The organism is Vibrio sp. ED004 (genome assembly GCF_023206395.1).
In the GTDB taxonomy this organism is placed as follows: Bacteria; Pseudomonadota; Gammaproteobacteria; order Enterobacterales; family Vibrionaceae; genus Vibrio.
In genome coordinates, this window is record NZ_CP066149.1 from 2,473,057 (window position 1) to 2,499,670 (window position 26,614).

The following is a 26,614-nucleotide window of genomic DNA, read 5'->3' on the forward strand; positions in this document are numbered from 1 at the left end:
ATATAAATAGAGGATGTTTTAAATGTTTATTTCTCAAGCTCACGCAGCAGCAGAAGGTGCACCAGCAGGCGGCGGTTTCGAAATGCTTATCATGCTAGGTATGTTCGCTGTGATCTTCTACTTCATGATCTACCGTCCACAAGCTAAGCGTGTTAAAGAGCACAAGAACCTTATGTCTTCTATGGGCAAAGGCGATGAAGTTCTTACAAGCGGCGGCCTAATCGGTAAGATCACTAAGATTGCAGAAGACAGCGACTACGTTGCTATCGAACTGAATGCAAACAACGAAGTAGTTATCAAGAAAGACTTCGTTACAGCAGTGCTACCAAAAGGTACTCTGAAATCTCTATAAACAGCTAGAGGATCCTCGCTGTGCTAAACCGTTACCCGTTATGGAAGTACCTGATGGTGGTGTTTACTATCGCCATCGCTGCGTTGTACGCACTTCCGAATATATACGGTGAAGATCCGGCAGTTCAAGTTACAGGGGCGCGTGGCGCCTCTGTAGATATGTCTACGCTGGATGCTGTCACCAATGCTCTTGAAGCTGAAAACCTTTCTACTAAATCCGTTGCTCTAGAAAACGGTTCCATTCTTGTTCGCTTTAACGATACAGACTCTCAAATTAGTGCTCGTGATGTCATCACTGAAGCATTAGATGAAGATGTAATCGTTGCTTTAAACTTAGCGGCTTCAACTCCTGATTGGCTTGAATCTATTGGTGCTGCACCAATGAAGCTTGGTCTTGACCTACGTGGTGGTGTTCACTTCTTGATGGAAGTGGATATGGACGCTGCGATGCAAAAGCTGGTTGGCCAACAAGAAGAAGCGTTCCGTAGCGAACTTCGTGAAGAGAAAATCCGTTACCGTGCAATTCGCCCATCGGGTAAAGATGCGGTTGAAGTGATTCTACGTAACGCCGAGCAGCTTGCTGAAGCGAAATCGCTACTGCAATCTAAGCACCAAGACATGACGTTTGTAGATTCTGAATCTAACGGTCGTTTCTCTTTGGTTGCTAGCTTCACCGAGACTCGTCTTCAAGAAATCCGCAACTATGCGGTAGAGCAAAACATTACCATTCTACGTAACCGTGTGAACGAACTTGGTGTTGCTGAGCCTTTGGTTCAACGTCAAGGCGCTAGCCGTATCGTAGTGGAATTGCCTGGTGTTCAAGACACGGCTCGTGCTAAAGAAATTCTTGGTGCGACGGCGACACTTGAGTTCCGTGAAGTAGATAGCAGTGCTGATTTAGCCGCTGCCGCTTCTGGTCGTTCCCCTGCAGGTAGTGAAATCAAGCAAGATCGTGATGGTCGTCCTGTGGTACTTAAGAAGCGCGTTATCCTAGGCGGTTCAAGTATTACGGATGCAAGTTCAAGTGTTGATGAATATGGTCGTCCTCAAGTTAACATCTCGCTAGATAGCGAAGGTGGTAGCAAGATGTCAGCGTTCTCTCGTCAGAATATCGGTAAGCTAATGGCAACGGTATTTGCAGAGTACAAAGACAGCGGTCGTAAAACACCTGAAGGCCGAGTGATCTTAAGTAAGCACGAAGAAGTTATTAACCAAGCTACGATTCAATCTGCACTTGGTCGTAACTTCCGTATTACTGGTATCGACTCAACGGCTGAAGCTCATAACTTGGCACTTCTACTGCGTGCTGGTGCTCTAATTGCACCTATCTCGATTGTAGAAGAACGTACGATTGGTCCATCTATGGGTCAACAAAACATCGATATGGGTATCATGGCGATGGTTTGGGGTATGGCTGCAGTAATGCTATTTACTCTGCTTTACTACCGTAGCTTTGGTCTGATTGCTAACGTTGCGCTAATGGCGAACTTGGTGTTGATTATCGGTGTGATGTCGATGATTCCGGGGGCAACCATGACCCTGCCGGGTATTGCCGGTATCGTATTAACGGTCGGTATGGCGGTCGATGCGAACGTACTTATCTTTGAGCGTATACGTGAAGAGCTTCGAGATGGACGCAGTCCACAACAAGCGATTCACCAAGGTTACGCTAACGCATTCAGCACAATCGCCGATGCCAACATCACCACACTACTGACAGCAATCATTCTATTTGCTGTGGGTACTGGTGCGATTAAAGGCTTCGCGGTAACGCTGTCTATCGGTATCTTGACTTCAATGTTTACAGCTATTGTCGGAACACGTTGTATCGTGAACCTGATGTATGGCGGCAAACGCGTTAAAAAACTGTCGATCTAAGGCTAGGAATTAATATGTTTCAGATTCTAAAAGCAGACAAAATGATCGACTTTATGCGTTGGTCAAAGGTTGCCTTTGTTTTTTCTATCTTGATGATTGGTACTGCTATCTTCACCCTAACAACGAAATCGTTGAACTGGGGTCTAGATTTTACTGGCGGTACTCTGATTGAAGTTGGCTTTGAACAACCAGCACACCTTCCTGATATCCGTAGTGCACTAGAAGCCGAAGGCTTTGGTGATGCAACGGTACAGAACTTCGGTTCAGCTCGTGATGTAATGGTTCGTCTACGTCCACGTGATGGCGTAGCGGGCGAAACACTTGGTAACCAGATCCTTTCTGCTATTGAGAGCGGTACTGGTGAGCAAGTTGAAATGCGTCGTATCGAGTTCGTTGGTCCTAACGTGGGTGACGAATTAACAGAAGCTGGTGGCCTTGCTATCCTAGTTTCTCTTATTTGTATCTTGATCTACGTATCAGTGCGATTTGAATGGCGTTTGGCAGCGGGTGCGGTATTAGCACTTGCGCACGATGTTATCATCACACTTGGTGTGTTCTCTCTAATGCAAATTGAGGTAGACCTTACCATCGTAGCAGCCTTGCTAACGGTCGTCGGTTACTCCCTCAACGATACCATCGTTGTATTCGACCGTATCCGTGAGAACTTCCGTAAGATGCGTAAGGGTGAAGCACCTGAAGTACTGAACAGCTCAATCACACAGACATTGAGCCGTACATTGATCACTTCTGGTACTACGTTGTTCGTAGTTATCGCACTGTTCGTTCAGGGCGGCGCTATGATTCACGGTTTCGCAACCGCACTTCTATTGGGTATTACGGTTGGTACTTACTCTTCTATCTACGTTGCATCTGCACTGGCTATGAAGTTGGGTATTACGCGTGAGCACCTAATGCCACCACAAGTGGAAAAAGAAGGTGAAGAGTTTGACGAAATGCCTTAGGCCTTGGCTTAACCATTTTCGCTAAACCAAAAAAACCGCTAGGCAACTAGCGGTTTTTTTACGTCTGCATTCTATGGTGAAGCTCAATACAATTTAACGTTGAAGTGAGTTGTACTTCATTTCAATAAGAGACATTCTGATCGTATCTCGTATCTCGTATCTCGTATCTCGTATCTCGTATCTCGTATCTCGTATCTCGTATCTCGTATCTCGTATCTCGTATCTCGTATCTCGTATCTCGTATCTCGTATCGCAGATACAAAAAAACCTCGCAATTGCGAGGCTTTGGAATTTCTATTCTCCCTTGAAACAGGGAGCTTTAACGTAAGGCCTGAATTACTTCAGCATACCTTCGTTAGCGTTTTCACGAACGTGCTTAAGAATAGACTTAACACCACGTGCGCTTGAAGCAACAACATTACCAGAAGTCATGTAATCAGTACCGCCAGCAAAGTCAGTCATGATAGCACCAGCTTCACGAGCGATTAGGTCGCCAGCTGCTAGATCCCATGGCTTAAGGCCTAGTTCTAGGTAACCATCAACACGGCCAGCTGCTAGGTAACATAGGTCAAGAGCAGGAGAACCAGTACGACGGAAGTCAGCACAATCGATGAATAGACCAGAGATGATCTTCATGAAAGATTCAGAGTGTTGTTTTTGCTTGAATGGGAAACCAGTCGCTAGAACAGTACCTTGAAGGTCTTTAAGTTGAGTAACACGCATACGAGCGTTGTTAAGTTGAGCGCCAGCGCCACGTTGAGCTGTGAATAGCTCGTTTAGCATTGGGTCATAAACACAAGCAACTTCTGTACGACCGTTCATGCGAACAGCGATAGATACAGAGAAGTGAGGGAAACCTTTTACAAAGTTGTTGGTGCCATCTAGTGGGTCAACGATCCATTGTACGTCAGAGTCTTTACCTTCAGTCAGGCCTTTCTCTTCAGAAATAATGCTGTGCTCTGGGTAAGATGCTTTGATTGTCTCAATGATCATGTACTCAGCTTCTTGAGCAATGTTAGTAACGTAATCGTTGTTACCTTTTAGAGACGTTTCGATCTTATCAGTTGTTTCTAGAGATTTAGCAATATGGTTGCCAGCTTTACGCGCAGCGCGTATCGCAATGTTTAGCATTGGATGCATATGGTTTTTCCCACAAGATGTTAAAGAACAATTTAAAGCGGCGGCGAGTATACCAAAGTTTTACCAAAAGGGAAGTGGTTATTTTTTGAACTCTTGGTTTCACATTCCGCGAAGGGTCTGACCATTTTACTTTGCTATGTGTTAATATCTCGCGATTATTTTTAAAGTGGTGTCATATAGCATGTTAGACAATGTAAAAGTCGTTCTGGTTGGTACGTCTCATTCGGGAAATATCGGATCAGCAGCTCGCGCAATGAAAGTGATGGGTTTGAGTCAATTAGTTCTTGTAGACCCTCAATGTGAAGTTGACGAGCAGACCTTAGCACTGGCTGCTGGTGCAGGTGACATCGCAGAAAACGCGACGATTGTTTCTACTCTTGAAGAAGCAGTAAGAGACTGTGGTTTGGTTGTGGGTTCAAGTGCTCGTTCTCGTACGCTTGAATGGCCAATGCTTGAGCCTCGTGAATGTGGTGAAAAGTTTGCGGTTGAAGGTCAGAAGCACCCGGTAGCATTAGTATTTGGCCGTGAGCGCACTGGCTTAACTAATGATGAACTGCAGAAGTGTCACTACCATGTATGTATTCCAGCTAACCCAGAATACAGCTCGCTAAACCTAGCAATGGCAGTACAGACACTAAGCTACGAAGTACGTGTTGCACACCTTGATATGGTGGCTAGCCAATATCAGCCACAGCAACAAGATGAATACCCACGTCACGACGAACTAGAAATGTTCTATGAACACCTTGAAAAAGTGATCATCGATACCCAATTTATCTCTAAGGATAAGCCGGGTCAGGTGATGAACAAGTTACGTCGTCTATTTAGCCGTGCTCGCCCAGAACTGCAAGAAATCAACACACTTCGTGGTATTTTGACTTCGATTGAGAAGAGCAAAAACGACAAATAAAGCCCATACAATAGTTAAGGGTGAATACCTGACTAAAATAGTCAACTAAATACTTGACCAATTTAGTCGGGTATGGGAAGATTCCAACCACATAAACAATGTGGATACGGTGTGATATGAAACTTACATCTAAAGGAAGATATGCGGTAACAGCTATGCTAGATGTAGCACTGCATTCGCAAAAAAGCCCAGTTCCTCTGGCTGACATTTCAGAGCGACAAGGCATCTCGTTATCTTACTTAGAGCAACTTTTTTCTAAGTTACGTAAAGCTGGCTTAGTTGCTAGTGTTCGCGGCCCTGGTGGTGGTTACCGTTTAGGTGCTGAAGCGAGCGATATCGCTGTCGGAACTGTGATTGCAGCAGTAGATGAATCAGTGGATGCGACTAAGTGTCACGGTCGAGCAGATTGCCAAGGTGGTAGTCGTTGTTTAACTCACACTCTATGGCGTGATTTAAGCTCCCGAATCAGCAGCTTCTTAAACGACATTACGCTCGGAGAGCTAATGAAAGATAACGAAGTTTTAGAAATTTCTGATCGTCAAGATATCGATCTTGCGGTTAATAATGGTTTTGCACATAAAAATACGAGCACTACAACGATTAGTGCAGCACCTCACGGTGTTAATGCCCGCTCTTAGCGGTCAGTTTTTACATTGGAGTAGAAAATGAAACTGCCTATTTACTTTGACTATTCAGCTACATGCCCAGTCGATCCACGAGTTGCTGAGAAAATGGTTCAGTGCATGACGATGGACGGTAACTTCGGTAACCCTGCATCTCGTTCACACCGTTACGGCTGGCAGGCAGAAGAAGCAGTAGATAATGCTCGTGAGCAAATCGCTGACCTACTAAATGCAGACCCACGTGAAATTGTTTTCACTTCAGGTGCTACAGAGTCAGATAACCTTGCTATTAAAGGTGCAGCGCACTTTTACGAGAAGAAAGGTAAGCACGTAATTACGTGCAAAACAGAACATAAAGCGGTTCTTGATCCATGTCGCCAACTAGAGCGTGAAGGTTTTGAGGTAACTTACCTTGAGCCAGAAGCAAACGGCATCATCGATCTAGACAAGCTACAAGCTGCAATGCGTGAAGACACTGTTCTAGTTTCTATCATGCACGTTAACAACGAGATTGGTGTAATCCAAGATATCTCTGCAATCGGCGAACTATGTCGTTCACGCAAGATCATCTTCCACGTTGATGCGGCTCAGTCTGCGGGTAAAATCCCACTAGACGTACAAGAGATGAAAGTTGACCTAATCTCACTTTCAGCTCACAAAATGTATGGTCCTAAAGGTATCGGTGCACTTTACGTTCGTCGTAAGCCACGTATTCGTCTTGAAGCACAAATGCACGGCGGCGGTCACGAGCGTGGTTTCCGTTCAGGTACGCTTGCTACTCACCAAATCGTGGGTATGGGTGAAGCTTGTGCTGTTGCTAAGCAAGACATGCAGAAAGATTACGATCACGCACTAGCACTTCGTGAGCGCCTATTGAAAGGTGTTCAAGATCTAGAAGCGGTAACAGTAAACGGTGACTTAGACCAACGTGTACCACACAACCTAAACGTTAGCTTTGCTTTCGTTGAAGGTGAATCTCTGCTTATGTCTCTAAAAGACCTAGCGGTATCATCAGGTTCTGCATGTACATCAGCAAGCCTAGAACCTTCATACGTTCTACGTGCTCTTGGTCTGAACGATGAACTGGCACACAGCTCAGTACGTTTCTCATTCGGCCGTTTCACAACGGAAGAAGAAATCGACTACGCGATTGCACAAATCCGTGTAGCGGTAAACAAATTACGCGACATGTCTCCTCTATGGGATATGTATAAAGAAGGGATTGATTTGAACACTGTTGAGTGGGCTCATCACTAATCTCACGGAAATAGAGGATTCGAGGTAACTATCATGGCATATAGCGAAAAAGTAATTGATCACTACGAAAACCCACGTAACGTAGGTTCGTTTGATAAAGAAGACCCAAGTGTAGGTAGCGGCATGGTTGGCGCACCGGCTTGTGGTGACGTAATGAAACTGCAAATCAAAGTATCTGCAGAAGGTATTATTGAAGACGCAAAATTCAAGACTTACGGTTGCGGTAGCGCAATCGCTTCTAGCTCACTAGTAACTGAGTGGGTTAAAGGTAAAAGCATTGATGAAGCAGCGGCTATCAAAAACTCTGAAATTGCAGAAGAATTAGAATTGCCACCAGTGAAAGTTCACTGTTCAATTCTTGCTGAAGATGCAATCAAAGCAGCAGTTGCGGATTACAAAAAGAAGCACTAATCGCTTCTACAAGGTAATCACTTCAAAAAAGTAATATTTGGGAGCATCCTTTGTGCTCCCCCTGAGTTCTCAATTTATATAAAACACAAGGTTGTAGTATGGCCATCACCATGACAGATACGGCAGCAAGCCGAGTTCAAGCTTTCCTAGATAACCGAGGTAAAGGTATCGGGTTGCGCTTAGCGGTAAAAACTACTGGCTGTTCGGGTATGGCGTATGTACTGGAATTCGTTGACGAGCTTAACGAAGAAGACGAAGTGTTCGAGCATTCAGGTGTTAAGGTCATCATTGATCCAAAGAGCCTAGTTTACCTAGACGGTACTGAGCTTGATTACGTAAAAGAAGGCCTAAACGAAGGTTTTGAATTCAACAACCCGAACGCGAAAGGCGAATGTGGTTGTGGTGAGAGCTTCAATGTATAAACGCCTCAATCGTTGAGCGTTTATAGTGAGCGAAGAATAAAATTAGGCTCTATTTAAAGAGCCTAAACTTAGGACCACCGTTAGATGAATCATTTCGAATTATTTGGGCTACCACTTCAGTTTCAACTGGATGGTAGCCTTCTTTCTTCTCAGTTTAGAGATCTGCAACGCCAATTCCACCCTGATAAATTTGCCACAGCTTCTGAGCGAGATCGCCTATTAGCCGTGCAAAAAGCTGCGCAAATTAACGATGCGTACCAGGTGTTGAAGAATCCAATCAGCCGAGCTGAATACCTGTTAGTACAACATGGTGAGGATATTCGCGGCGAGCAGCAGACCATGCAAGATCCTATGTTCCTGATGGAGCAAATGGAATTGCGTGAAGAGCTAGAAGACATCGCCGACAGTTCTGATCCAGAAGATGCATTGTTTGCATTTGAAGGAAAGGTTAGCAAAATGTATAAACAACAATTAAGCGCTATCCAACAAGAACTCGACAGCGAAGCTTGGTTAGAAGCTGCAGACCGAGTAAGAAAGCTTAAGTTTATTGCAAAATTAAAGAATGAAATCGAGTTAGTTGAAGATCGTCTGATCGGCTAGTTCGTATAACAAGGACACATCCATGGCACTACTTCAGATTGCAGAACCAGGGCAAAGCGCCGCTCCTCACCAGCACAAGCTTGCTGTGGGTATTGATTTAGGTACAACAAACTCATTGGTTGCGGCAGTGCGCAGTGGTGAGGCGAGCACGCTCGTTGATCAACAAGGTCGCAGTATTCTGCCTTCCGTTGTTCACTATACGTCAGAGTCGTATACGACTGGTGATGAAGCTCGTGCAAATGCACAGACAGATCCTAAAAATACCATTATCTCGGTGAAGCGATTAATCGGTCGTTCATTGTCAGATATCCAACAGCGATACCCGTCTCTGCCATATCAGTTTGAAGAAAGTGATAATGGTCTGCCTGTGATTCGCACAGAACAAGGCAACAAGAACCCAATTCAAGTATCTGCAGACATTCTGCGAGCGCTAGGTCAACGTGCTGAGTCTACACTAGGTGGCGAACTATCTGGTGCTGTGATTACCGTTCCTGCGTACTTTGATGATGCACAGCGTGCAGGTACGAAAGACGCGGCGCAACTTGCTGGTCTTCACGTGTTACGTCTTCTTAATGAACCCACTGCGGCAGCGATTGCCTACGGTTTGGATTCAGGTAAAGAAGGTGTTATCGCGGTTTACGACTTAGGTGGCGGTACGTTTGATATCTCAATCTTGCGCCTATCTAAAGGTGTTTTTGAAGTTCTAGCAACAGGCGGTGACTCTGCACTAGGCGGCGACGACTTTGACCATCTAGTCGCTGATCACTTCCAAGAGCAAATCGGCTTATCAGAGCTTACGGCAGAACAGAACCGTATTCTTCTTGATGCAGCAACAGAAGCAAAGATTGGCTTGTCTGAAGCGGAAAGTGTTGATGTTGACGTGCTGGGTTGGTCTGGTTCATTAACTCGTGAAGAGTTTGAAGACATCATAAAGCCACTTGTAAAGAAAACATTGCTTTCATGCCGTCGTGCTTTGAAAGATGCAGAAGTTGACGCTGACGAAGTGCTAGAAGTCGTGATGGTGGGTGGTTCTACTCGTACATTGCTTGTACGTGAAATGGTCGGTGACTTCTTTGGTCGCACGCCGTTAACCAGCATTAACCCTGATGAAGTGGTTGCGATTGGCGCATCAATTCAAGCGGACATTCTAGTTGGCAACAAGCCAGACTCTGAAATGCTACTTCTGGACGTTATTCCTTTATCGCTCGGTATCGAAACTATGGGTGGCTTGGTCGAAAAGATCATCCCTCGTAATACCACGATCCCTGTCGCTCGCGCGCAAGAATTTACCACGTTCAAAGATGGTCAAACTGCAATGACAGTGCATACCGTTCAAGGCGAACGTGAAATGGTTGACGACTGTCGTTCACTGGCTCGTTTTGCTCTAAAAGGCATTCCACCAATGGCTGCTGGCGCGGCGCATATTCGAGTGACTTACCAAGTTGATGCTGATGGCTTGCTATCAGTTACGGCGATGGAGAAGAGCACGGGTGTTCAAGCTGAAATCCAAGTTAAGCCTTCTTACGGCCTAAGCGATGATGAAGTTGCGAACATGCTGAAAGACTCGATGACGTTCGCAAAAGAAGACATGCAAGCACGTGCTCTTGCTGAACAGCGTGTAGAAGCGGATCGCGTGATCGAAGGCCTTATTGCTGCGATGCAAGCTGACGGCGACGAACTGCTTAACGAACAAGAAAAGCAGCAGCTGCTACAAGCGATTGAAACACTTATCGAAGTGCGCAATGGCGACAGCGCTGATGCCATTGAAGTAGAAATTAAGAATACCGACAAAGCGAGCCAAGACTTTGCTTCTCGTCGTATGGATAAATCAATTCGTGCTGCACTGTCAGGTCAGTCAGTCGATAATATTTAATAGTTAGAGAATAGATAAACATGCCAAAGATTATTGTTTTACCTCACGAAGATCTATGTCCAGAAGGCGCTGTTTTAGAAGCAAAAACTGGTGAGACGGTTCTTGATGTTGCATTGAAGGCCGGTATTGGTATTGAACACGCATGTGAAAAATCGTGTGCATGTACAACATGTCACGTTGTGATTCGTGAAGGCTTCGATTCTTTAGAAGAGAGTGATGACCTAGAAGACGACATGCTAGATAAGGCGTGGGGCTTAGAGATGGAATCTCGCCTTGGTTGCCAAGCGAAAGTGGCTAATGAAGATCTTGTAGTAGAGATTCCAAAGTACACATTGAACCTAGCGTCTGAAGATCACTAAGAACTTCTCTACAGTCATGGTGGTTTCGCCATGACTGATATAACGGTTTAACAAAACTGGCCTAGAATATAGATCATAAAGGTGACCAAGCGTCGCTAATAAATATAAGGAAGTGTTATGAGCTTGAAGTGGATTGATTCGCGAGACATCGCAATTGAGCTATGTGATTTGTACCCTGATACTGATCCTAAAACGGTACGTTTTACCGATCTGCATCAATGGGTGCTAGACCTTGAAGAGTTTGATGACGAGCCTAACCACTCGAATGAAAAAATCTTAGAGGCTATTATTTTGTGCTGGATGGATGAGATGGATTAATCCTCTCATCTAATGATTTGGTCGCGGGTTGGAACCACTCCAATATAAAACGCAGCCAAGTTAACAATTCTTACCAAAAAAAGCGGACCTTATGGTCCGTTTTTTTATCAAAATGACATTTTCCTCCTACATAATGCTAACATCAGTGCGCTAATAAAAAATAATCAGAATCACACACTCAAAGTGGTTCGTGACAAGGAGAAATCATGTCTACACAGATGTCAGTATTTTTAAGTCAAGAAGCTGCCCAGCCTCAGTGGGGAGCAAGAGCTATTTTATCGTTCTCAGAAGCGGGAGCGACAATTCACATTGGTGAAGGCCACGATCTAGGCGCGGTTCAACGTGCTGGTCGTACGCTTGACGGACAAGGTATCGCATTCGTTTCACTTCGTGGTGAAGGTTGGGATCTAGAAAGCGTTTGGGCTTTTTACCAAGGCTACCGTGGACCAAAGAAAAAGAATGCATTGGAATGGGATGCACTTTCAGAAGCCGACCAAGCTGAGCTAGAAGCTCGCATCCGTGCTACTGATTGGACGCGTGACATTATCAACAAAACGGCTGAAGAAGTGGCTCCTCGTCAATTAGCGACGATGGCAGCTGAATACATCAAATCAGTGGCGCCAGCCGGCACAGTAAAAGCAAAAATCGTTAAAGACAAAGATCTCCTAACTGAAGGTTGGGAAGGCATCTACGCAGTAGGTCGTGGCTCTGAGCGTACATCAGCAATGCTGCAACTGGACTTCAACCCAACAGGTGACGAAAACGCACCAGTGTTTGCTTGTCTAGTCGGTAAAGGTATTACGTTTGACTCAGGCGGTTACAGCATCAAACCAGGTCAATTCATGACAGCGATGAAGGCTGACATGGGCGGCGCAGCAACCATCACTGGTGGTTTGGGTCTTGCGATTGAACGTGGTCTGAACAAGCGCATCAAGCTTATCCTATGTTGTGCAGAGAACATGATCTCTGGTCGTGCATTGAAGCTTGGCGACATCATTACTTACAAAAATGGTAAGACAGTTGAAATCATGAACACCGATGCGGAAGGCCGCTTGGTGCTTGCTGATGGTCTGATGTACGCAAGTGCACAAAACCCTGAGCTTATCATCGACTGTGCAACGCTAACTGGCGCCGCTAAAAATGCATTAGGTAACGACTACCACGCACTATTAAGCTTCGACGATGAGCTGTCTCACCAAGCGCTAACGGCGGCAAACCAAGAGAAAGAAGGCCTATGGCCACTGCCTCTTGCTGATTTCCACCGTGGCATGTTGCCTTCAAACTTTGCTGATCTTTCAAACATCAGCACGGGCGATTACACGCCGGGTGCAAGTACAGCGGCTGCGTTCCTTTCTTACTTTGTAGATGACTACAAAAAAGGTTGGATTCACATGGATTGCGCAGGTACTTACCGTAAATCAGCAAGTGACAAATGGGCTGCAGGCGCAACCGGTATGGGCGTTCGTACACTAGCTCGTCTTCTTGTTGACCAAGCAAAATAATAATAAGAGTGAGCGGTATTTCGGTGTCGCTCATTCCTAAAACTCAGATCGAAAGATCTCAGTAATTTCAGTATTTAATAACAAAAAAATGAAGTGAAGGAATCCCTATGGCTCTAGAAAGAACGTTCTCAATTGTTAAGCCAGATGCAGTTAAGCGTAACCTTGTTGGTGAAATCTACCACCGTATCGAAAAAGCAGGCCTAGAAATTATTGCTGCTAAGATGGTTCGCCTTACTGAAGAGCAAGCGAGTGGCTTCTACGCAGAACATGAAGGTAAAGAATTCTTTGGTCCGTTAAAAGAGTTCATGACTTCTGGTCCTATCATGGTTCAAGTACTTGAAGGCGAAAACGCAATCGCTCGTTACCGCGAACTTATGGGTAAAACTAACCCAGAAGAAGCGGCGTGCGGCACGATCCGCGCTGATTACGCAATCAGCATGCGTTACAACTCAGTACACGGTAGCGACAGCCCTGAATCTGCAGCTCGCGAAATCGAATTCTTCTTCCCAGAATCTGAAATTTGTCCGCGTCCAGCTCAATAATCGGCACAGCAAATCATTCTAAAGGCTTCACTTCGGTGAGGCCTTTTTTGTATGTGGATTTTACGTTAGAGACAGTTTACCTAGTCGTCATTCCCGATAGTGACGAAGGAGCGTAATCGGGAATCTCTGTTTGTTATTGGAGATTCCAGATACCTCGTCCCTCGGTTCTGGAATGACGGGCTTTGAGGAGTTCATGACCTGATGGCTATGAATGGAAAGTTACTGGGTAAATTTTTACGTCATTCTCGATAGCGACGAAGGAGCGTAGTCGGAATCTGAGTTTGTTATTGGAGATTCCAGATACTTCGTTCCTCAGTTCTGGAATGACGGGATTTGAGGAGCTAGTGACCTGGTGACGATGAATTGCGGGGGCTACAATCTCGTAGTAAATCTTACCGAGCTGTTGGAGATTATTTACGTCATTCCCGAAAGCGACGGAGGAGAGTAATCGGGAATCTTTTCTTTAAATTGGGTAATCTCAAGTCGATAAATACAGTTGTGCAATTTTTAATCGCTTAAGTTTGAATGTCTTAATAAACACAGGGTTTTACAGTGCTTGTTGAAGTTGCGTAAAGCCTGTACAATTCGCGCCCTTAATTATTGTTCCGTCATTGAGAGGCATCATGACCACAGCTAAAGTCAATCTACTCGATTTTGATCGTAAAGGTCTTCGTAAATTTTTCACAGAAGAACTGAATGAGAAAGCGTTTCGAGCAGAGCAAGTGATGAAGTGGATTTATCACTTCGGTGTCGATGACTTCGAACAGATGAACAACATCAACAAAAAACTGCGTGAAAAACTTCAACGTCGTTGTGAGATTGTTGCACCTGTTGTTTCTGAAGCTCAACACTCTTCAGATGGCACAATTAAATGGGCGATGAGCGTTGGCGACCAAGACGTTGAAACGGTATACATCCCAGATGGCGACCGTGCGACGCTGTGTGTATCTTCACAGGTTGGTTGTGCACTTGAATGTAAGTTCTGCTCTACAGCTCAACAAGGCTTTAACCGTAACCTAAAAGTTTCAGAGATTGTTGGCCAAATCTGGCGTGCATCTCGCGAAATCGGCCTAGAGAAAGAAACTGGTCGTCGTCCAATTACTAACGTCGTAATGATGGGTATGGGCGAGCCTCTATTGAACATGAAGAACCTAATGCCATCATTAGAAATCATGCTTGATGACCTAGGCTTCGCACTGTCTAAGCGTCGTGTAACCGTATCAACTTCTGGTGTTGTTTCTGGCCTTGACCAAATGACTGACAACATCGATGTGGCACTGGCTATTTCTCTACACGCGCCAAACGATGAACTTCGTAGCCAAATCATGCCGATCAACGATCGTTGGGATATTCAAGACTTCCTAGCGTCTGTTCGTCGTTACATTGCATCTTCAAATGCTAACCGCGGTAAAGTGACAGTTGAGTACGTTCTATTGGATCATGTGAATGACGATATGGACCACGCTCGTGAACTTGCTGAGCTAATGAAAGATACGCCATGTAAGATCAACCTGATTCCATTTAACCCTTACCCGGGTTCGCCATACAAGAAGCCAAGCAACTCTCGTATTGACCGCTTCCAAAAAACACTGATGGAATACAACTACACAGTAACCGTTCGTAAGACTCGTGGTGATGATATTGATGCCGCATGTGGTCAGTTAGTCGGTGATGTGATTGATAGAACCAAACGTACCAAAATGATCAAAGCAGCCTCAGAAGCGAACTTGATTGCCGGTGGTGTGATTGAAGTAAAAGCGGTATAAAACGCGAATTGAACCTAAACAAGCCAGAAGTCTTACTTCTGGCTTGTTGCTTTTCTGGGGTATGGTTTTTCTATTTTTGGACTTCTTGCCCACGCTTTCTTACATTTTTCGTCAAATTTTGGACAAAACCATGAGCTGACGGTAAATTTTGTTTAAAGTGTTTTTGCCTTGTAATGGCATTAGCTTATGATTAACTAATCTTAAATTAATTTAAGTGCTCGCTTGCTACTGATCATCAATATGTCTATTTAGGTTGGCTACTTGATAAACTAGCTTCCTGAGAAGGTCATCCATAACACTATGCGTGACGTTCGTCTTTAAGGGTTGATGATTTAGGTAACAGGAAAAATTCCACATAAAGTGGGTTGTTAGATTGAGCTTAAACGACAATAAAAACCGCTCTCGTCAACCTGCGATAATACTTTAGAAGTTCACTCTCTATGAACACAGAACACGAAACACAAACGCAAGAAACGATTGCTCCTGCTTTAGAAGCTGGAACGCTGCTTAAGAATAAGCGCGAATCTCTTGGTTTAACGCAAAAGCAGATTTCAGATCGCCTGAAACTTCGTATTACGTTGATCCAGCAAATTGAAGAAAACCAATTCGAATCAGACCAAGTCGCAACGTTCATGCGTGGCTACATTCGTTCATACGCGAAATACGTCAATCTTGATGAAAAAGTGGTACTGAACGCGCTTCATCATGCTGGTGATGCTCAACATCAAGAACAAGAAATGCTGAGCTTCTCTCGTAAAACAAAAACCGAGAAGCACAACAGCCGCATTATGATCCTTACTTGGAGCATTTTTGCTGTGATTGCTGGTATCTCTTCACTTTGGTGGTGGCAGAACCAACAACAAGACACCCTATCTCAATCTCTAGTGAATACTGAAAGCTCAGAAGAGCTTACCGTAGAAGAGTCACTTGATCCTGAATTCGCTTCTTTAGAAGTGATTGAAGCGGAACAAAACGACGCTGCTTCTGCTATTGAAGACACTGAAGGCCTTACTGCAATCAGTGATGCGGCAGATACTTCAGAGGCTTTAACGCAAACTGATGAGACTGACGCACATTCAGCAACAGAGTCTGAAACCGCAGCTGTAGTTGCTGCTGAGCCAGAAGCGGTTGAAGCAGACGCTGCTCCTGAAGTTATAGCGAACGAGTTAGTGATGCAGTTCTCTGCTGATTGCTGGATCCAAGTAAAAGATGCAACAGGTAAAACCCTGTCGACTGGCATCAAAAAAGCAGGTCAGTCATTAAATCTATCAGGAACTGCGCCATATAAAGTGATTCTAGGTGCGCCAGAGGGCGTATCAATGACATTTGCAAGTGAACCTGTCGACCTTTCTGGGTATACTTCAGGCAAAGTAGCCAGAATAACCTTACCTTAGAGTTAATATGCAACACGAATCTCCTATTATTCGTCGCAAATCAACCCGTATTTATGTGGGTGATGTGCCGATCGGTGATGGTGCACCAATTGCTGTGCAATCCATGACCAACACAAGAACAACAGATGTAGCCGCGACCGTTGCTCAAATTCGAGCTTTGGAAAAAGTTGGCGCTGATATCGTTCGCGTATCTGTACCGACTATGGATGCCGCTGAAGCCTTTAAGCTAATCAAGCAGCAGGTTTCTGTTCCTTTGGTTGCTGACATTCACTTCGACTACCGTATTGCTCTTAAAGTGGCAGAGTACGGCGTTGACTGTCTGCGTATCAACCCAGGTAACATCGGTAACGAAAGCCGTATCCGTTCTGTTGTTGATTGTGCACGCGATATGAATATTCCGATTCGTATTGGTGTTAACGGCGGCTCTCTTGAAAAAGAGATCCAAGAGAAATACACAGAACCTACAGCAGAAGCACTTGTTGAATCTGCAATGCGTCACGTAGATATCCTAGACCGTCTGAACTTTGATCAATTTAAAGTCAGCGTTAAGGCGTCTGACGTATTCCTAGCCGTCGGTTCTTACCGTTTGCTGGCTAAGCAGATTGATCAGCCGCTTCACCTTGGTATTACCGAAGCTGGTGGTGCACGTGCTGGTGCAGTTAAGTCTTCTGTTGGTTTAGGTATGCTTCTTTCTGAAGGTATCGGCGATACGCTACGTATCTCACTAGCCGCTGATCCAGTTGAAGAGATCAAAGTTGGTTTTGATATTCTTAAATCTTTGCGCATTCGCTCGCGTGGCATCAACTTCATTGCTTGCCCGAGCTGTTCACGTCAAGAGTTCGATGTTATTAACACTGTTAATGCCCTTGAAGAGCGCCTAGAAGACGTTATCACCCCAATGGATGTATCAATCATCGGTTGTGTGGTTAACGGCCCTGGTGAAGCTGAAGTGTCTCACTTAGGCCTAGCGGGTAGTGCACGAAAGAGTGCCTTCTACGAAGACGGTAAGCGTCAGAAAGAGCGTTTTGACAACGATGACCTTGTCGACAAGCTTGAAGCAAAGATCCGAGCAAAAGCGTCAGTGCTTGATAAAGCAAATCGCATTGATGTAGAAAACTTAGAAGATTAATACAACGCGATGAGGTGTGATTGTCTATTCGCACTAACACCTGGTCGTGAGAAATTACGGAATAAATACTGTGGCTAAAAATATCCAAGCAATTCGAGGCATGAACGACTGCCTTCCAACTCAATCACCACTGTGGCAAAAAGTAGAAAGCGCAGTTAAAAACGTGGTGAGCGCATACGGTTACAACGAAGTACGTATGCCAATCGTTGAAGAAACGAACCTATTTAGCCGTGCGGTTGGTGAAGAAACTGATGTTGTTTCTAAAGAAATGTACACCTTTGATGACCGTAATGGCGATAGCCTAACGCTACGTCCAGAAGGCACAGCAGGTTGTGTACGTTCATGTATTCAAAACAGCCTTATCAACCGTGATGAACAGCGCCTATGGTACATGGGTCCAATGTTCCGTCACGAGCGTCCTCAAAAAGGTCGTTACCGTCAATTCCACCAATGTGGTGTGGAAGTGTTTGGCCTAGACGGTCCAGACGTAGACGCAGAACTTATCATGATGACAGCACGTCTATGGCGTGAGCTAGGTATCGATAAGCACGTTCGCCTAGAGCTGAACTCAATCGGTTCTCAAGAAGATCGCGTAAGCTACCGCACTGCGTTAGTGGCATTTCTTGAGCAACACATCGATGTGCTAGATGAAGACTGCAAACGTCGCATGCACACCAACCCGCTTCGTGTACTAGATACTAAGAACCCAGACGTTCAAGCTATCTTAGGTGACGCACCTCGACTATCTGAATATTTAGGTGAAGAGTCGAAGCAACATTTTGCTGGTTTGTGTGAACTTCTTGACGCAGTTGGTATCGAATACCAAGTTAATGAGCGTCTAGTACGCGGCCTAGATTACTACAACCGCACAGTATTTGAGTGGATCACTGACAGCCTTGGTGCACAAGGTACAGTATGTGGCGGTGGCCGTTACGATGGTCTTGTTGAGCAACTAGGCGGCAAAGCAACCAATGCGGTTGGTTTCGCAATGGGTCTAGAGCGTCTGGTTCTGATGATGGAAACGCTAGAGCTAACAGAAGTTCGCCGTAGCGTTGATGTTTACGTAGTTGCTGCTGGCGAAGGTACTATGATCGCGGGCATGCAGTTAGCGAATCAATTACGCGACACCGTTGAAGGCGTGCGTGTGATGAACCACTTCGGTGGTGGTAACTTCAAGAAGCAATTCAAACGTGCTGACAAAGTAGGTGCTGTTGTAGCGCTTGTACTTGGTGAGAACGAAGTTGCTGACAATACCGTAGTGCTAAAAGATTTGGTTGGCGGCGAGCAAGAAACCGTGTCTCAAACGGAAGTTGCAGAGAAAGTTGCTGCACTAATCTAATTAGCCCTTGAGCAAACGCTCATAATGAATACTAACGTCAGCACTATGCTGGCGTTTAAAGAATTTAAAGAGGACAGGAAGTGGAACTTTACGATAGCGAAGAGCAACAGGTTGAAGCCATTAAAGATTGGTGGAAAGAGAACGGTAAAGCCGTAATCTTTGGTGCGGTTATTGGTTTAGGTGGTCTATTTGGCTGGCGCTATTACCAAGATTCAGTAGTTGAAGCGCGTGAAGCCGCTTCAGAAAGCTACACTTCTGTAATTTCAGCTCTTGATGTTAAGGGTGTTGATGCTCAATCTGATATTCAAGCTTTCATCGACGCAAACAAAGATGCTGAGTACTCAGTACTTGCTGCTATGCAACTAGCAAAAGTACAAGTACAAGCAGGCGATCTAGCGGCGGCACTTGAACAGCTCGAGTGGGCAAAATCGGCAACTAAGGACGCGGCACTTGCGCCACTACTTACTTACCGTGTTGCACGCATCAAAGCTGAACAAGGTGAATTTGACGCAGCATTGACTGACCTTGCGGCAATGACCGACGAATCTTGGAAAGGCCGTGTTGCTGAACTACGCGGTGATATTTCACTTCGTAAAGGCGACACTGACGCAGCATACAGTGCTTATACAGAAGCACAGCAAGCTGTTGATGCTAGCCAAACGCTTCAAATCAAACTTGACGACCTAGCTAAATAAGGCGCTTTGAATGAAGAAGATGTTTCCAAAAGCGGCGTTATGTGCGATTGCTCTTGGCCTACTAGCTGGCTGTGCAGGTGAAGAAGACACCGTAATCATGGCTCCAGTACCAACAGTAAACAGCGAGTTCACTCCTAAACAGGAATGGTCTACGTCGGTTGGTGATGGTGTTGGTCACTACTTTTCAAAACTAACGCCTGAATTGGCTTACGACAAAGTGTTTGTTGCAAGCCGCGAAGGTCTCGTTAAGGCGCTTGATCCTGAAACAGGTAAAGAGCTGTGGAAAGTAGATCTTGAGAAAGAAGTACTGGCTCGTTTGTCTGGCGGCTTAACTGCTGCTTACGGCAAGGTGTTTGTTGGTTCTGAAAATGGCGAAGTGATCGCGATGGACGAATCGACAGGTGAAGAACTGTGGCGTGTATCAGTGAACGGTGAGGTGCTTGCATCTCCTGCGACTGAAAGCAACATGGTGCTGATTCACACCAGTCGCGGCATGATGATCGCACTAGACCAAGAAAGCGGTGAACAGAAGTGGACAATCAGCACTGAAGTTCCAAGCCTAACACTGCGTGGCGACAGCACACCTGTTGCGGTTTCTGGTGGTGTATTCTGGGGCACAGCAAATGGTCGTCTAGCAGCAGCTATCGTAGACCGTGGTCAGCTTATTTGGCAACAGCCAGTAGGTACGCCAAAAGGTGCTACGGAAATTGATCGCTTGGTTGATGTTGATGCATCTCCAATTGTTCTTGGCGGCACACTGTATACCGTAGGTATCAATGGTCAGCTTATCGCTATCGATCTTCGTTCTGGTAAGCCAGTTTGGAAGCGTAACTACTCGTCTGCGATTGATTTAGCAAGTGACGGTAGTCGTTTGTTCGTTGTTACCGACAAAGACCATGTGGTAGCGGTTGATGCGCGTAGTGGTACTGAACTTTGGAGCACTCCATTGTTAGAAAACCGCTTACTGACAGCACCTGCTATTATTAATGGTTATGTAGTCGTGGGTGACACCGAAGGTTATCTGCACTGGTTAGATCGTTCATCGGGTGAGTTTGTTGCTCAACAGCTGGTCGATGATAGCGGCTTTGCGGTTGCACCAATTGAATTACCTGAAGGCTACTTAGTGACGACTCGCAATGGCGATGTAAAGAAACTGACGATTAGCCAATAAAAGCGTGATATAATTCACAGTCGGCTCCTGGTTGGTAACAGCCAGGAGCCGTTTTGTTGTTAAAAATTAATAAACCGTGTGGTTATAGGTAAGAGTTTAAACTTGCGAACAAGTGCTTACCTATAACTACATTTAGAGAAGAAATTGTAGAGGTTGTTATGGTACCTGTTGTTGCTCTAGTAGGGCGTCCGAACGTAGGTAAATCTACGTTATTTAACCGATTGACTCGAACTCGTGATGCATTGGTTGCGGATTTCCCTGGCTTAACGCGTGACCGTAAATACGGCCATGCTCATTTTAGCGAGCATGACTTTATTGTTATTGACACTGGTGGTATCGATGGTACTGAAGAAGGTGTTGAAACTAAAATGGCTGAACAGTCGCTAGCGGCGATTGATGAAGCTGATGTTGTTCTATTTATGGTAGATGGCCGTGCTGGTCTAACACCATCTGACGTAGCGATTGCTAAGCACCTTCGTCAGCTAGAAAAGCCTTCAATGCTAGTAGTAAATAAGGTTGACGGTATCGACCCTGATGCTGCAAGTGCTGACTTCTGGCAACTAGGCGTAGAAGACATGTATCAAATCGCAGCTGCGCACGGTCGTGGTGTAACAGCGCTGATTGATCTTGCTCTTAACCCGTTCGCAGAAGCGCTAAAAGCGGAAAATGGCGAAGTAAGCGATTTAACTGAGTTTGAAGACGAAGAAGAAGAGCAGGTTGAATTTACAGAAGAAGAAGCTGAAGAAGAATTCAAGCGTCTTCAAGATCAACCAATCAAGCTAGCGATCATTGGTCGTCCTAACGTAGGCAAATCAACACTAACTAACCGTATTCTTGGTGAAGAGCGTGTGGTTGTTTACGATATGCCTGGTACGACTCGTGACTCTATCTACATTCCAATGCAGCGTGACGAGCGTGAATACGTTCTAATCGATACTGCGGGTGTTCGTCGTCGTAAGAACATCAACGAAACAGTAGAGAAATTCTCAGTAGTTAAAACACTGAAAGCGATTGAAGATGCGAACGTTGTATTACTGCTTATTGATGCTCGTGAAAACATCTCTGATCAAGATCTAAGCTTGTTAGGCTTTGCGTTGAACGCAGGTCGTTCAATCGTGATTGCGGTAAACAAGTGGGATGGCCTAGATAACGACGTTAAAGAGCGCGTTAAGAAAGAGCTAGACCGTCGTTTAGGTTTCGTTGATTTCGCACGTATTCACTTCATCTCTGCACTTCACGGTACAGGTGTTGGCCACTTGTTTGAGTCTGTTCAAGAAGCTTACAAGTCAGCGACGACTCGTGTTGGTACTTCTGTTCTAACTCGTATCATGAAGATGGCAACTGATGATCACCAACCGCCTATGGTTCGTGGCCGTCGTGTGAAACTGAAATACGCGCACGCTGGTGGCTACAACCCACCGATTATCGTTATCCACGGTAACCAAGTACGTAACTTGCCAGATTCATACAAACGATTCTTGATGAACTACTACCGTCGTTCACTAGAGATTATGGGTACACCAATTCGCATTCAATTCCAGAACAGCGAGAACCCATTTGAAGCTAAGACTAACAAGCTGACAATCTCTCAAGAGCGTAAACGTAAGCGTATGATGAGCATGGTTAAAGGCCGTAAATAGTCCTTTCCAATAGATTTGATACCCGAGCCTGTCTCGGGTATTTTTTTAAGCAAAATTCACGTTAATCCATCACGACACATTTTTGTTTCGCTGTGGCTTAACGAATCAGACTAGATTTCAAAAGAAGAACAATATGACCACTAGCGATTTGATTACACAAGCTGAAGCAATCACGCCAACCATTACTCAATTCTGTCATCAAGCGTGGCAACTGACGGCGAAAGCGTTGTATGTAGAAAGCGACAGCAGTAAAACCTACCTGATCACTGATGTGACACCTTTTCACCCTGTAAGTCATATTTGGCCTGATCACCCGGCAGACCAAGGTTTTGTGACTGTTGGTGACGTTCAATATTCAGTGGAAGAGTGCCTTGTTGGTGCAATAGAACAATCTACTGGCAAGCTTCATATCGCAGCAGATATTCCTGTTAAGCGTGATACGGAAGGTTGGGCGTTTGTGGTTGTCCACCAACTACCTGTATCTGCTTCTATGATTAATGTTAACGACGAAGTGGTGTTGTCGGTAGATAAAGAGTATCAAGCAAGCTTGAGTCGTGGTCACAGTGCGGGTCACATTGCTTTCTTAGCGTTGAATAAAGTATTGGCTGAGAGCTACTGGCGCAAAGATGCCGACAGAAAAGATCCGCTCGGAAGTTACGACTTTAATAGCTACGCACAAGTGACCAGCTTTGTGACTCCTGAGCTATGTACTGATAAGTATCGTTTGGGTAAAACTCTGAAGAAGCGCGGCTTGAACGTTGCAGATATGCTTGCAAACCTTGAAGGTATCGAAGCCGACATTAACCAGATGATTTCAGGCTGGCTAGCACAGTCGACTCCAGTCGCAATGAGACTGGAAGGTGAGGCACTCACTGACTCTCGTTACTGGGAATGGCAACTGGATGCTGAGACGTTGGTGTCGATTCCGTGTGGTGGTACTCACATCGATAACACCTCAGAGCTTAATGCATTATCGGTTAAATTAACCCAGTTAGATGACCAACACATTGAAATGCTGACGCATGTAATTCGATGATTTAGGTTACAGATCGAAATGACTTGTGCTGTTTATTTTGTTTTTTGATGTCACTTTCAATACAAATGACTATTTAAAATTGAAATGCAGCACATGTAACTTATGCTTTCGGTGTGTGGTGATATAAATATTCTTTTTGGGGTAGATCGCTGATCAAAATAGATAAAGCGAAAGATCAACCTATGATCTTCGGTTGTGTGTGGTACTAACTTAGTGTGTTATTATTAACCAATAACAAGCTTGCATAAGAACAGGCTGTACCCAATTACATAATTGAAAGCTTTAGTGAATGGAACAACAATTTTTATTAGAAGGCCACCGAGCAGTCAATAGTTTGCTTCGGAAGCTTGCCCTTGGGATGGATCGCAAGGACTTAAACCACAAGATCATTCAGCTTACTGAGCAGCTTTTTGGTCAGCGTATGGCTTCAATCTTACTGCTCAACTCCGAGTCAAATACTCTGCATCTTGAATATGCCCCAAATCTACCTGATTTTTATAATCAACAGATAGAAGGAGTCGGCATTGGTGCCGGGATTGGTTCTTGTGGTGAGGCGGCGGCACTCAAAAAAGCCGTTATGATCTCCAATATTAATACACACCCAAACTGGGCACCTTTCTTAGCCTTAACCAATCAAGCCAATCTTCATGCGTGCTGGTCAGTGCCAATCATCTCTTCACATGGTCATGTGCTAGGTACCTTCGCGATTTACAGCCAATATGTTTCTGAGCCGCATGAGTTTGAACTAGAGATCTTAGAGCTATTAGCGTCTCTGTATTCAGTCGCACTAGAAAAGTATGAGTTGGAGAATCAACTCAACTTCTTTGCCAACCGCGACTCTCTGACACACTGTTTGAATCGTCGAGCCTTATTGAGAGAAGCCGAGCAAGTGTTAACCAAGCGCTGTTTTGGGCAAAAGGTGATGGCGTGCTTGTTTGTTGATGTCGATAAATTCAAATCAATCAACGATACCTATGGTCATAGCTTTGGTGATGATGTGCTGTTAGCGGTTGCCAAAGTGCTTGATGAGGCGACAACAGCCTGTGCCAAGATAGGGCGTTATGGTGGTGATGAATTTGTGGTGTTCTCTTGCTTTGACGATCAAGAAAGCGTGCTTAATTTTTATCGAAGCTTAGAAAGAACCTTGGAACAGGCTCTTTATATCAACGACACTCAATTTGCGGTCAGTGTAGGGCTTTCTTACGAAAAAGATCCTGAGTCGTTAGAAGCTTTGATCGCACAAGCTGATAAGAACATGTACCAAATCAAGCAAGCTAAGTCTCAGCAGTAGTAGATTGTAAAAATAGTAGTGAATTAGGAAATGCTAATGAGTGAAAATATCTGCCCTAAGTGCCAGTCAGAGCTAGGCTGGGATGGTAAGTATCACTGTGAAAGTTGTCGGGCTCATTTTACCAAAGTTGGGTTCTGCCCAGAGTGCAACAGTCAGTTAGAGAAGCTTCAAGCCTGTGGTGCTGCGAGCTATTTTTGTAATGGTGGCTGTAACGAGCTTAAATCTAAGTCGAGAGTAAAATTCGAATTCCAAGCTGCGGACTAGCTTGAAAGCGATAAGATTCAGTATCGAAATCTATACTATTTAATAGAGGCTTAATACCTATGTATTGGGCCTTTTTTGTATCCATTGTTCGGTTATGTCTCATCTTGGTTCATTCTTATCGTCGCTGCACCAGTATGAAACATAGTTACATGATTGCTATGCACGCTATTGGTGTGAATGGTTTTTTAGTTCCATTAAAACAATAACTTACAATTTTAATGGTTAATTTTTAAGTTTGGCACTCTTCTTGTAACTCTGTAATTGAATAACAAAAATACAATTATGGAGTACTATCATGAACAAGGTGTTCAATTTATCGCTAGCTGCACTGTGTACAACACTTTCATTTTCTTCTGCATCAGTGCTTGCGGCTGACGAGACCATTAAGGTCGGCGTTTTACATTCACTGTCTGGCACCATGGCGATCAGTGAAACCACGCTAAAAGATACCGTGCTAATGCTCATCGAAGAGCAGAATAAAAAGGGCGGTTTGCTAGGTAAAAAGCTAGAGCCTGTGGTTGTTGACCCAGCATCTAACTGGCCGCTGTTTGCAGAAAAAGCGCGTGAGCTGATCGAAAAAGAGAAGGTCGATGTGGTCTTCGGTGGTTGGACATCGGTATCGCGTAAATCCATGTTGCCAGTATTTGAAGAGCTCAACAGCATCCTCTTCTACCCAGTTCAGTATGAAGGTGAAGAGTCGTCGAAAAACGTTTTCTACACTGGCGCTGCGCCAAACCAACAGGCGATTCCTGCAGTGGATTACTTGATGGAAGAGCTTGAAGTGGAACGTTGGGTACTAGCAGGCACCGATTACGTTTACCCACGCACGACCAACAAGATCCTTGAGGCTTACCTAAAAGATAAAGGTGTCGCAGAAGAAGACATCATGATCAACTACACACCATTTGGTCACTCTGATTGGCAGTCTATTGTTTCAGACATCAAAAAGTTCGGCGAAGCAGGTAAGAAAACCGCAGTGGTTTCTACTGTGAACGGCGATGCGAACGTACCTTTCTACAAAGAGCTTGGCGCTCAAGGCATTTCATCTGAAGACATTCCAGTTATTGCATTCTCTGTTGGTGAAGAAGAACTGTCAGGTATGGATACTGAACCACTGGTTGGTCATCTAGCGGCTTGGAACTACTTCATGAGTGTTGATACCGAAGCCAATGAAGAGTTTGTTGAAACGTGGCAGTCATTCATCAAGAGTGAAAAGCGTGTCACCAACGATCCAATGGAAGCGCACTATGTTGGCTTCAACATGTGGGCGCAAGCGGTAACCAACGCGGGCACAACCGATCCTGAATCTGTACAAGATGCCTTGATCGGCGTGTCTGTTCCTAACCTTTCTGGCGGTTACTCAACCATGCTGCCAAACCACCACATCACTAAACCTGTCCTGATCGGTGAAATCCAAGACGATGGTCAATTCGATATCGTTTGGGAAACCACGGGTCTTGTTGCGGGTGATGCTTGGTCGAGCTATTTACCTGAATCAGCGAAGCTGTTCTCTAGTTGGTCTAAGCCATTCTCATGTGGTGCGTTTAACGTCGAAACCAAGAAGTGTTCTGGCGGTAACTAGAACGTTAATTTAGGAATATTGAGCCTTCTTGTTTGGGAAGATCGCCTCTGTTTAAGAGGTGAAGCAAGCGGAAGGCTCATCGTTTCAACTAACAATAATTCTCCACATGTCCACTGAGCAAAAATAACAATATCTAGTTAGGTGGATTAAGGAAGCAGG

26 protein-coding genes are annotated in these 26,614 nt (G+C 44.9%); 25 read left to right on the forward strand and 1 reads right to left on the reverse strand.

Annotation, left to right across the window (positions count from 1 at the left end):
• Nucleotides 1-22: 22 nt before the first annotated feature.
• Genes yajC through secF form a run of 3 tightly spaced genes read left to right on the forward strand, consistent with a single transcriptional unit; the run spans nt 23 to nt 3,191 of the window.
• Entirely contained in the window at nt 23-352 is a 330-nt protein-coding gene (yajC, locus tag ITG10_RS11145) for a preprotein translocase subunit YajC (protein WP_010440492.1), read from the forward strand.
• Nucleotides 353-372: 20 nt separating this feature from the next.
• Nucleotides 373-2,229 (forward strand): protein translocase subunit SecD, encoded by a 1,857-nt coding sequence (gene secD, locus ITG10_RS11150; protein WP_128644335.1) that lies wholly within the window; start codon nt 373-375, stop codon nt 2,227-2,229.
• Nucleotides 2,230-2,243: 14 nt separating this feature from the next.
• Complete coding sequence (gene secF, locus ITG10_RS11155; protein ID WP_086716169.1) at nt 2,244-3,191, forward strand: protein translocase subunit SecF; 948 nt, start codon at nt 2,244-2,246, stop codon at nt 3,189-3,191.
• A gap of 336 nt (nt 3,192-3,527) precedes the next feature.
• Here secF and suhB read toward each other — a convergent pair whose 3' ends face one another.
• Complete coding sequence (gene suhB / locus ITG10_RS11160) at nt 3,528-4,331, reverse strand: inositol-1-monophosphatase (protein WP_017062520.1); 804 nt, start codon at nt 4,329-4,331, stop codon at nt 3,528-3,530.
• A 181-nt stretch (nt 4,332-4,512) separates the two neighbouring features.
• On the opposite strand from suhB, the gene trmJ reads away from it, so the two are divergent.
• The 22 genes from trmJ to urtA all read left to right on the forward strand — a co-directional run bounded on the left by trmJ (nt 4,513) and on the right by urtA (nt 26,455).
• On the forward strand, nt 4,513-5,241 hold the full coding sequence (trmJ, locus tag ITG10_RS11165) for a tRNA (cytosine(32)/uridine(32)-2'-O)-methyltransferase TrmJ (protein ID WP_017629867.1): 729 nt from the start codon (nt 4,513-4,515) through the stop codon (nt 5,239-5,241).
• Nucleotides 5,242-5,357: 116 nt separating this feature from the next.
• Nucleotides 5,358-5,879, forward strand: a complete 522-nt coding sequence (gene iscR / locus ITG10_RS11170; protein ID WP_010440512.1) for a Fe-S cluster assembly transcriptional regulator IscR — start codon at nt 5,358-5,360, stop codon at nt 5,877-5,879.
• Between the two features lie 27 nt (nt 5,880-5,906).
• Nucleotides 5,907-7,121, forward strand: a complete 1,215-nt coding sequence (locus tag ITG10_RS11175; RefSeq protein ID WP_017629866.1) for an IscS subfamily cysteine desulfurase — start codon at nt 5,907-5,909, stop codon at nt 7,119-7,121.
• Nucleotides 7,122-7,154: 33 nt separating this feature from the next.
• Nucleotides 7,155-7,532 carry a Fe-S cluster assembly scaffold IscU gene (gene iscU / locus ITG10_RS11180; protein ID WP_004735094.1) on the forward strand — a complete coding sequence of 126 codons (378 nt, stop codon included), beginning with the start codon at nt 7,155-7,157 and terminating at the stop codon, nt 7,530-7,532.
• 98 nt (nt 7,533-7,630) lie between these two features.
• Nucleotides 7,631-7,954 carry an iron-sulfur cluster assembly protein IscA gene (iscA, locus tag ITG10_RS11185; RefSeq protein WP_010440519.1) on the forward strand — a complete coding sequence of 108 codons (324 nt, stop codon included), beginning with the start codon at nt 7,631-7,633 and terminating at the stop codon, nt 7,952-7,954.
• Between the two features lie 84 nt (nt 7,955-8,038).
• Nucleotides 8,039-8,554, forward strand: coding sequence for a co-chaperone HscB (gene hscB, locus ITG10_RS11190; protein WP_017629865.1), 516 nt, complete (start codon nt 8,039-8,041; stop codon nt 8,552-8,554).
• A 22-nt stretch (nt 8,555-8,576) separates the two neighbouring features.
• Nucleotides 8,577-10,427 carry a Fe-S protein assembly chaperone HscA gene (gene hscA, locus ITG10_RS11195; protein ID WP_017629864.1) on the forward strand — a complete coding sequence of 617 codons (1,851 nt, stop codon included), beginning with the start codon at nt 8,577-8,579 and terminating at the stop codon, nt 10,425-10,427.
• 20 nt (nt 10,428-10,447) lie between these two features.
• Complete coding sequence (gene fdx, locus ITG10_RS11200) at nt 10,448-10,786, forward strand: ISC system 2Fe-2S type ferredoxin (RefSeq protein ID WP_017629863.1); 339 nt, start codon at nt 10,448-10,450, stop codon at nt 10,784-10,786.
• A gap of 117 nt (nt 10,787-10,903) precedes the next feature.
• The gene (gene iscX, locus ITG10_RS11205) at nt 10,904-11,104 is read left to right on the forward strand and encodes a Fe-S cluster assembly protein IscX (protein ID WP_004740335.1); all 201 of its coding nucleotides are present in this window, start codon (nt 10,904-10,906) and stop codon (nt 11,102-11,104) included.
• Nucleotides 11,105-11,310: 206 nt separating this feature from the next.
• Nucleotides 11,311-12,606, forward strand: coding sequence for an aminopeptidase PepB (gene pepB, locus ITG10_RS11210; protein WP_017629862.1), 1,296 nt, complete (start codon nt 11,311-11,313; stop codon nt 12,604-12,606).
• Nucleotides 12,607-12,713: 107 nt separating this feature from the next.
• Nucleotides 12,714-13,148, forward strand: coding sequence for a nucleoside-diphosphate kinase (ndk, locus tag ITG10_RS11215; RefSeq protein WP_008222758.1), 435 nt, complete (start codon nt 12,714-12,716; stop codon nt 13,146-13,148).
• A 623-nt stretch (nt 13,149-13,771) separates the two neighbouring features.
• A complete protein-coding gene (locus ITG10_RS11220; protein ID WP_017629861.1) occupies nt 13,772-14,914 on the forward strand; it encodes a bifunctional tRNA (adenosine(37)-C2)-methyltransferase TrmG/ribosomal RNA large subunit methyltransferase RlmN in 1,143 nt (380 codons plus the stop codon).
• A gap of 440 nt (nt 14,915-15,354) precedes the next feature.
• Nucleotides 15,355-16,308, forward strand: coding sequence for a cytoskeleton protein RodZ (gene rodZ, locus ITG10_RS11225; RefSeq protein ID WP_017629860.1), 954 nt, complete (start codon nt 15,355-15,357; stop codon nt 16,306-16,308).
• Nucleotides 16,309-16,315: 7 nt separating this feature from the next.
• A complete protein-coding gene (gene ispG / locus ITG10_RS11230) occupies nt 16,316-17,437 on the forward strand; it encodes a flavodoxin-dependent (E)-4-hydroxy-3-methylbut-2-enyl-diphosphate synthase (RefSeq protein WP_017629859.1) in 1,122 nt (373 codons plus the stop codon).
• Between the two features lie 70 nt (nt 17,438-17,507).
• Nucleotides 17,508-18,776: a histidine--tRNA ligase gene (hisS, locus tag ITG10_RS11235; protein ID WP_017062514.1), complete on the forward strand. Its 1,269-nt coding sequence runs from the start codon at nt 17,508-17,510 to the stop codon at nt 18,774-18,776.
• Between the two features lie 80 nt (nt 18,777-18,856).
• Entirely contained in the window at nt 18,857-19,471 is a 615-nt protein-coding gene (locus ITG10_RS11240; RefSeq protein WP_017062513.1) for a YfgM family protein, read from the forward strand.
• A 10-nt stretch (nt 19,472-19,481) separates the two neighbouring features.
• Nucleotides 19,482-20,642 carry an outer membrane protein assembly factor BamB gene (gene bamB / locus ITG10_RS11245; RefSeq protein ID WP_017629858.1) on the forward strand — a complete coding sequence of 387 codons (1,161 nt, stop codon included), beginning with the start codon at nt 19,482-19,484 and terminating at the stop codon, nt 20,640-20,642.
• Between the two features lie 158 nt (nt 20,643-20,800).
• Nucleotides 20,801-22,282, forward strand: a complete 1,482-nt coding sequence (der, locus tag ITG10_RS11250; RefSeq protein ID WP_017629857.1) for a ribosome biogenesis GTPase Der — start codon at nt 20,801-20,803, stop codon at nt 22,280-22,282.
• Between the two features lie 133 nt (nt 22,283-22,415).
• The gene (locus tag ITG10_RS11255; RefSeq protein WP_017629856.1) at nt 22,416-23,318 is read left to right on the forward strand and encodes a hypothetical protein; all 903 of its coding nucleotides are present in this window, start codon (nt 22,416-22,418) and stop codon (nt 23,316-23,318) included.
• 289 nt (nt 23,319-23,607) lie between these two features.
• Nucleotides 23,608-24,609 carry a sensor domain-containing diguanylate cyclase gene (locus ITG10_RS11260; protein ID WP_026084134.1) on the forward strand — a complete coding sequence of 334 codons (1,002 nt, stop codon included), beginning with the start codon at nt 23,608-23,610 and terminating at the stop codon, nt 24,607-24,609.
• Between the two features lie 36 nt (nt 24,610-24,645).
• Nucleotides 24,646-24,873: a zinc ribbon domain-containing protein gene (locus tag ITG10_RS11265; protein ID WP_017629854.1), complete on the forward strand. Its 228-nt coding sequence runs from the start codon at nt 24,646-24,648 to the stop codon at nt 24,871-24,873.
• Nucleotides 24,874-25,168: 295 nt separating this feature from the next.
• Nucleotides 25,169-26,455 (forward strand): urea ABC transporter substrate-binding protein, encoded by a 1,287-nt coding sequence (gene urtA / locus ITG10_RS11270; RefSeq protein ID WP_017629853.1) that lies wholly within the window; start codon nt 25,169-25,171, stop codon nt 26,453-26,455.
• Nucleotides 26,456-26,614 lie beyond the last annotated feature (159 nt).

Excerpts from the sequence above, each read along its gene's own strand:
- iscA (WP_010440519.1), top strand. The coding sequence starts at position 7,631 with ATGGCCATCACCATGACAGATACGGCAGCAAGCCGAGTTCAAGCTTTC.
- yajC (WP_010440492.1), top strand. The coding sequence starts at position 23 with ATGTTTATTTCTCAAGCTCACGCAGCAGCAGAAGGTGCACCAGCAGGC.
- iscU (WP_004735094.1), top strand. The coding sequence starts at position 7,155 with ATGGCATATAGCGAAAAAGTAATTGATCACTACGAAAACCCACGTAAC.
- hscB (WP_017629865.1), top strand. The coding sequence starts at position 8,039 with ATGAATCATTTCGAATTATTTGGGCTACCACTTCAGTTTCAACTGGAT.
- secF (WP_086716169.1), top strand. The coding sequence starts at position 2,244 with ATGTTTCAGATTCTAAAAGCAGACAAAATGATCGACTTTATGCGTTGG.
- ispG (WP_017629859.1), top strand. The coding sequence starts at position 16,316 with ATGCAACACGAATCTCCTATTATTCGTCGCAAATCAACCCGTATTTAT.
- ITG10_RS11260 (WP_026084134.1), top strand. The coding sequence starts at position 23,608 with ATGGAACAACAATTTTTATTAGAAGGCCACCGAGCAGTCAATAGTTTG.
- pepB (WP_017629862.1), top strand. The coding sequence starts at position 11,311 with ATGTCTACACAGATGTCAGTATTTTTAAGTCAAGAAGCTGCCCAGCCT.
- iscX (WP_004740335.1), top strand. The coding sequence starts at position 10,904 with ATGAGCTTGAAGTGGATTGATTCGCGAGACATCGCAATTGAGCTATGT.
- ITG10_RS11175 (WP_017629866.1), top strand. The coding sequence starts at position 5,907 with ATGAAACTGCCTATTTACTTTGACTATTCAGCTACATGCCCAGTCGAT.
- ndk (WP_008222758.1), top strand. The coding sequence starts at position 12,714 with ATGGCTCTAGAAAGAACGTTCTCAATTGTTAAGCCAGATGCAGTTAAG.
- trmJ (WP_017629867.1), top strand. The coding sequence starts at position 4,513 with ATGTTAGACAATGTAAAAGTCGTTCTGGTTGGTACGTCTCATTCGGGA.
- suhB (WP_017062520.1), bottom strand. The coding sequence starts at position 4,331 with ATGCATCCAATGCTAAACATTGCGATACGCGCTGCGCGTAAAGCTGGC.
- ITG10_RS11265 (WP_017629854.1), top strand. The coding sequence starts at position 24,646 with ATGAGTGAAAATATCTGCCCTAAGTGCCAGTCAGAGCTAGGCTGGGAT.
- hscA (WP_017629864.1), top strand. The coding sequence starts at position 8,577 with ATGGCACTACTTCAGATTGCAGAACCAGGGCAAAGCGCCGCTCCTCAC.
- iscR (WP_010440512.1), top strand. The coding sequence starts at position 5,358 with ATGAAACTTACATCTAAAGGAAGATATGCGGTAACAGCTATGCTAGAT.
- rodZ (WP_017629860.1), top strand. The coding sequence starts at position 15,355 with ATGAACACAGAACACGAAACACAAACGCAAGAAACGATTGCTCCTGCT.
- fdx (WP_017629863.1), top strand. The coding sequence starts at position 10,448 with ATGCCAAAGATTATTGTTTTACCTCACGAAGATCTATGTCCAGAAGGC.
- ITG10_RS11255 (WP_017629856.1), top strand. The coding sequence starts at position 22,416 with ATGACCACTAGCGATTTGATTACACAAGCTGAAGCAATCACGCCAACC.
- bamB (WP_017629858.1), top strand. The coding sequence starts at position 19,482 with ATGAAGAAGATGTTTCCAAAAGCGGCGTTATGTGCGATTGCTCTTGGC.
- ITG10_RS11220 (WP_017629861.1), top strand. The coding sequence starts at position 13,772 with ATGACCACAGCTAAAGTCAATCTACTCGATTTTGATCGTAAAGGTCTT.
- urtA (WP_017629853.1), top strand. The coding sequence starts at position 25,169 with ATGAACAAGGTGTTCAATTTATCGCTAGCTGCACTGTGTACAACACTT.
- der (WP_017629857.1), top strand. The coding sequence starts at position 20,801 with ATGGTACCTGTTGTTGCTCTAGTAGGGCGTCCGAACGTAGGTAAATCT.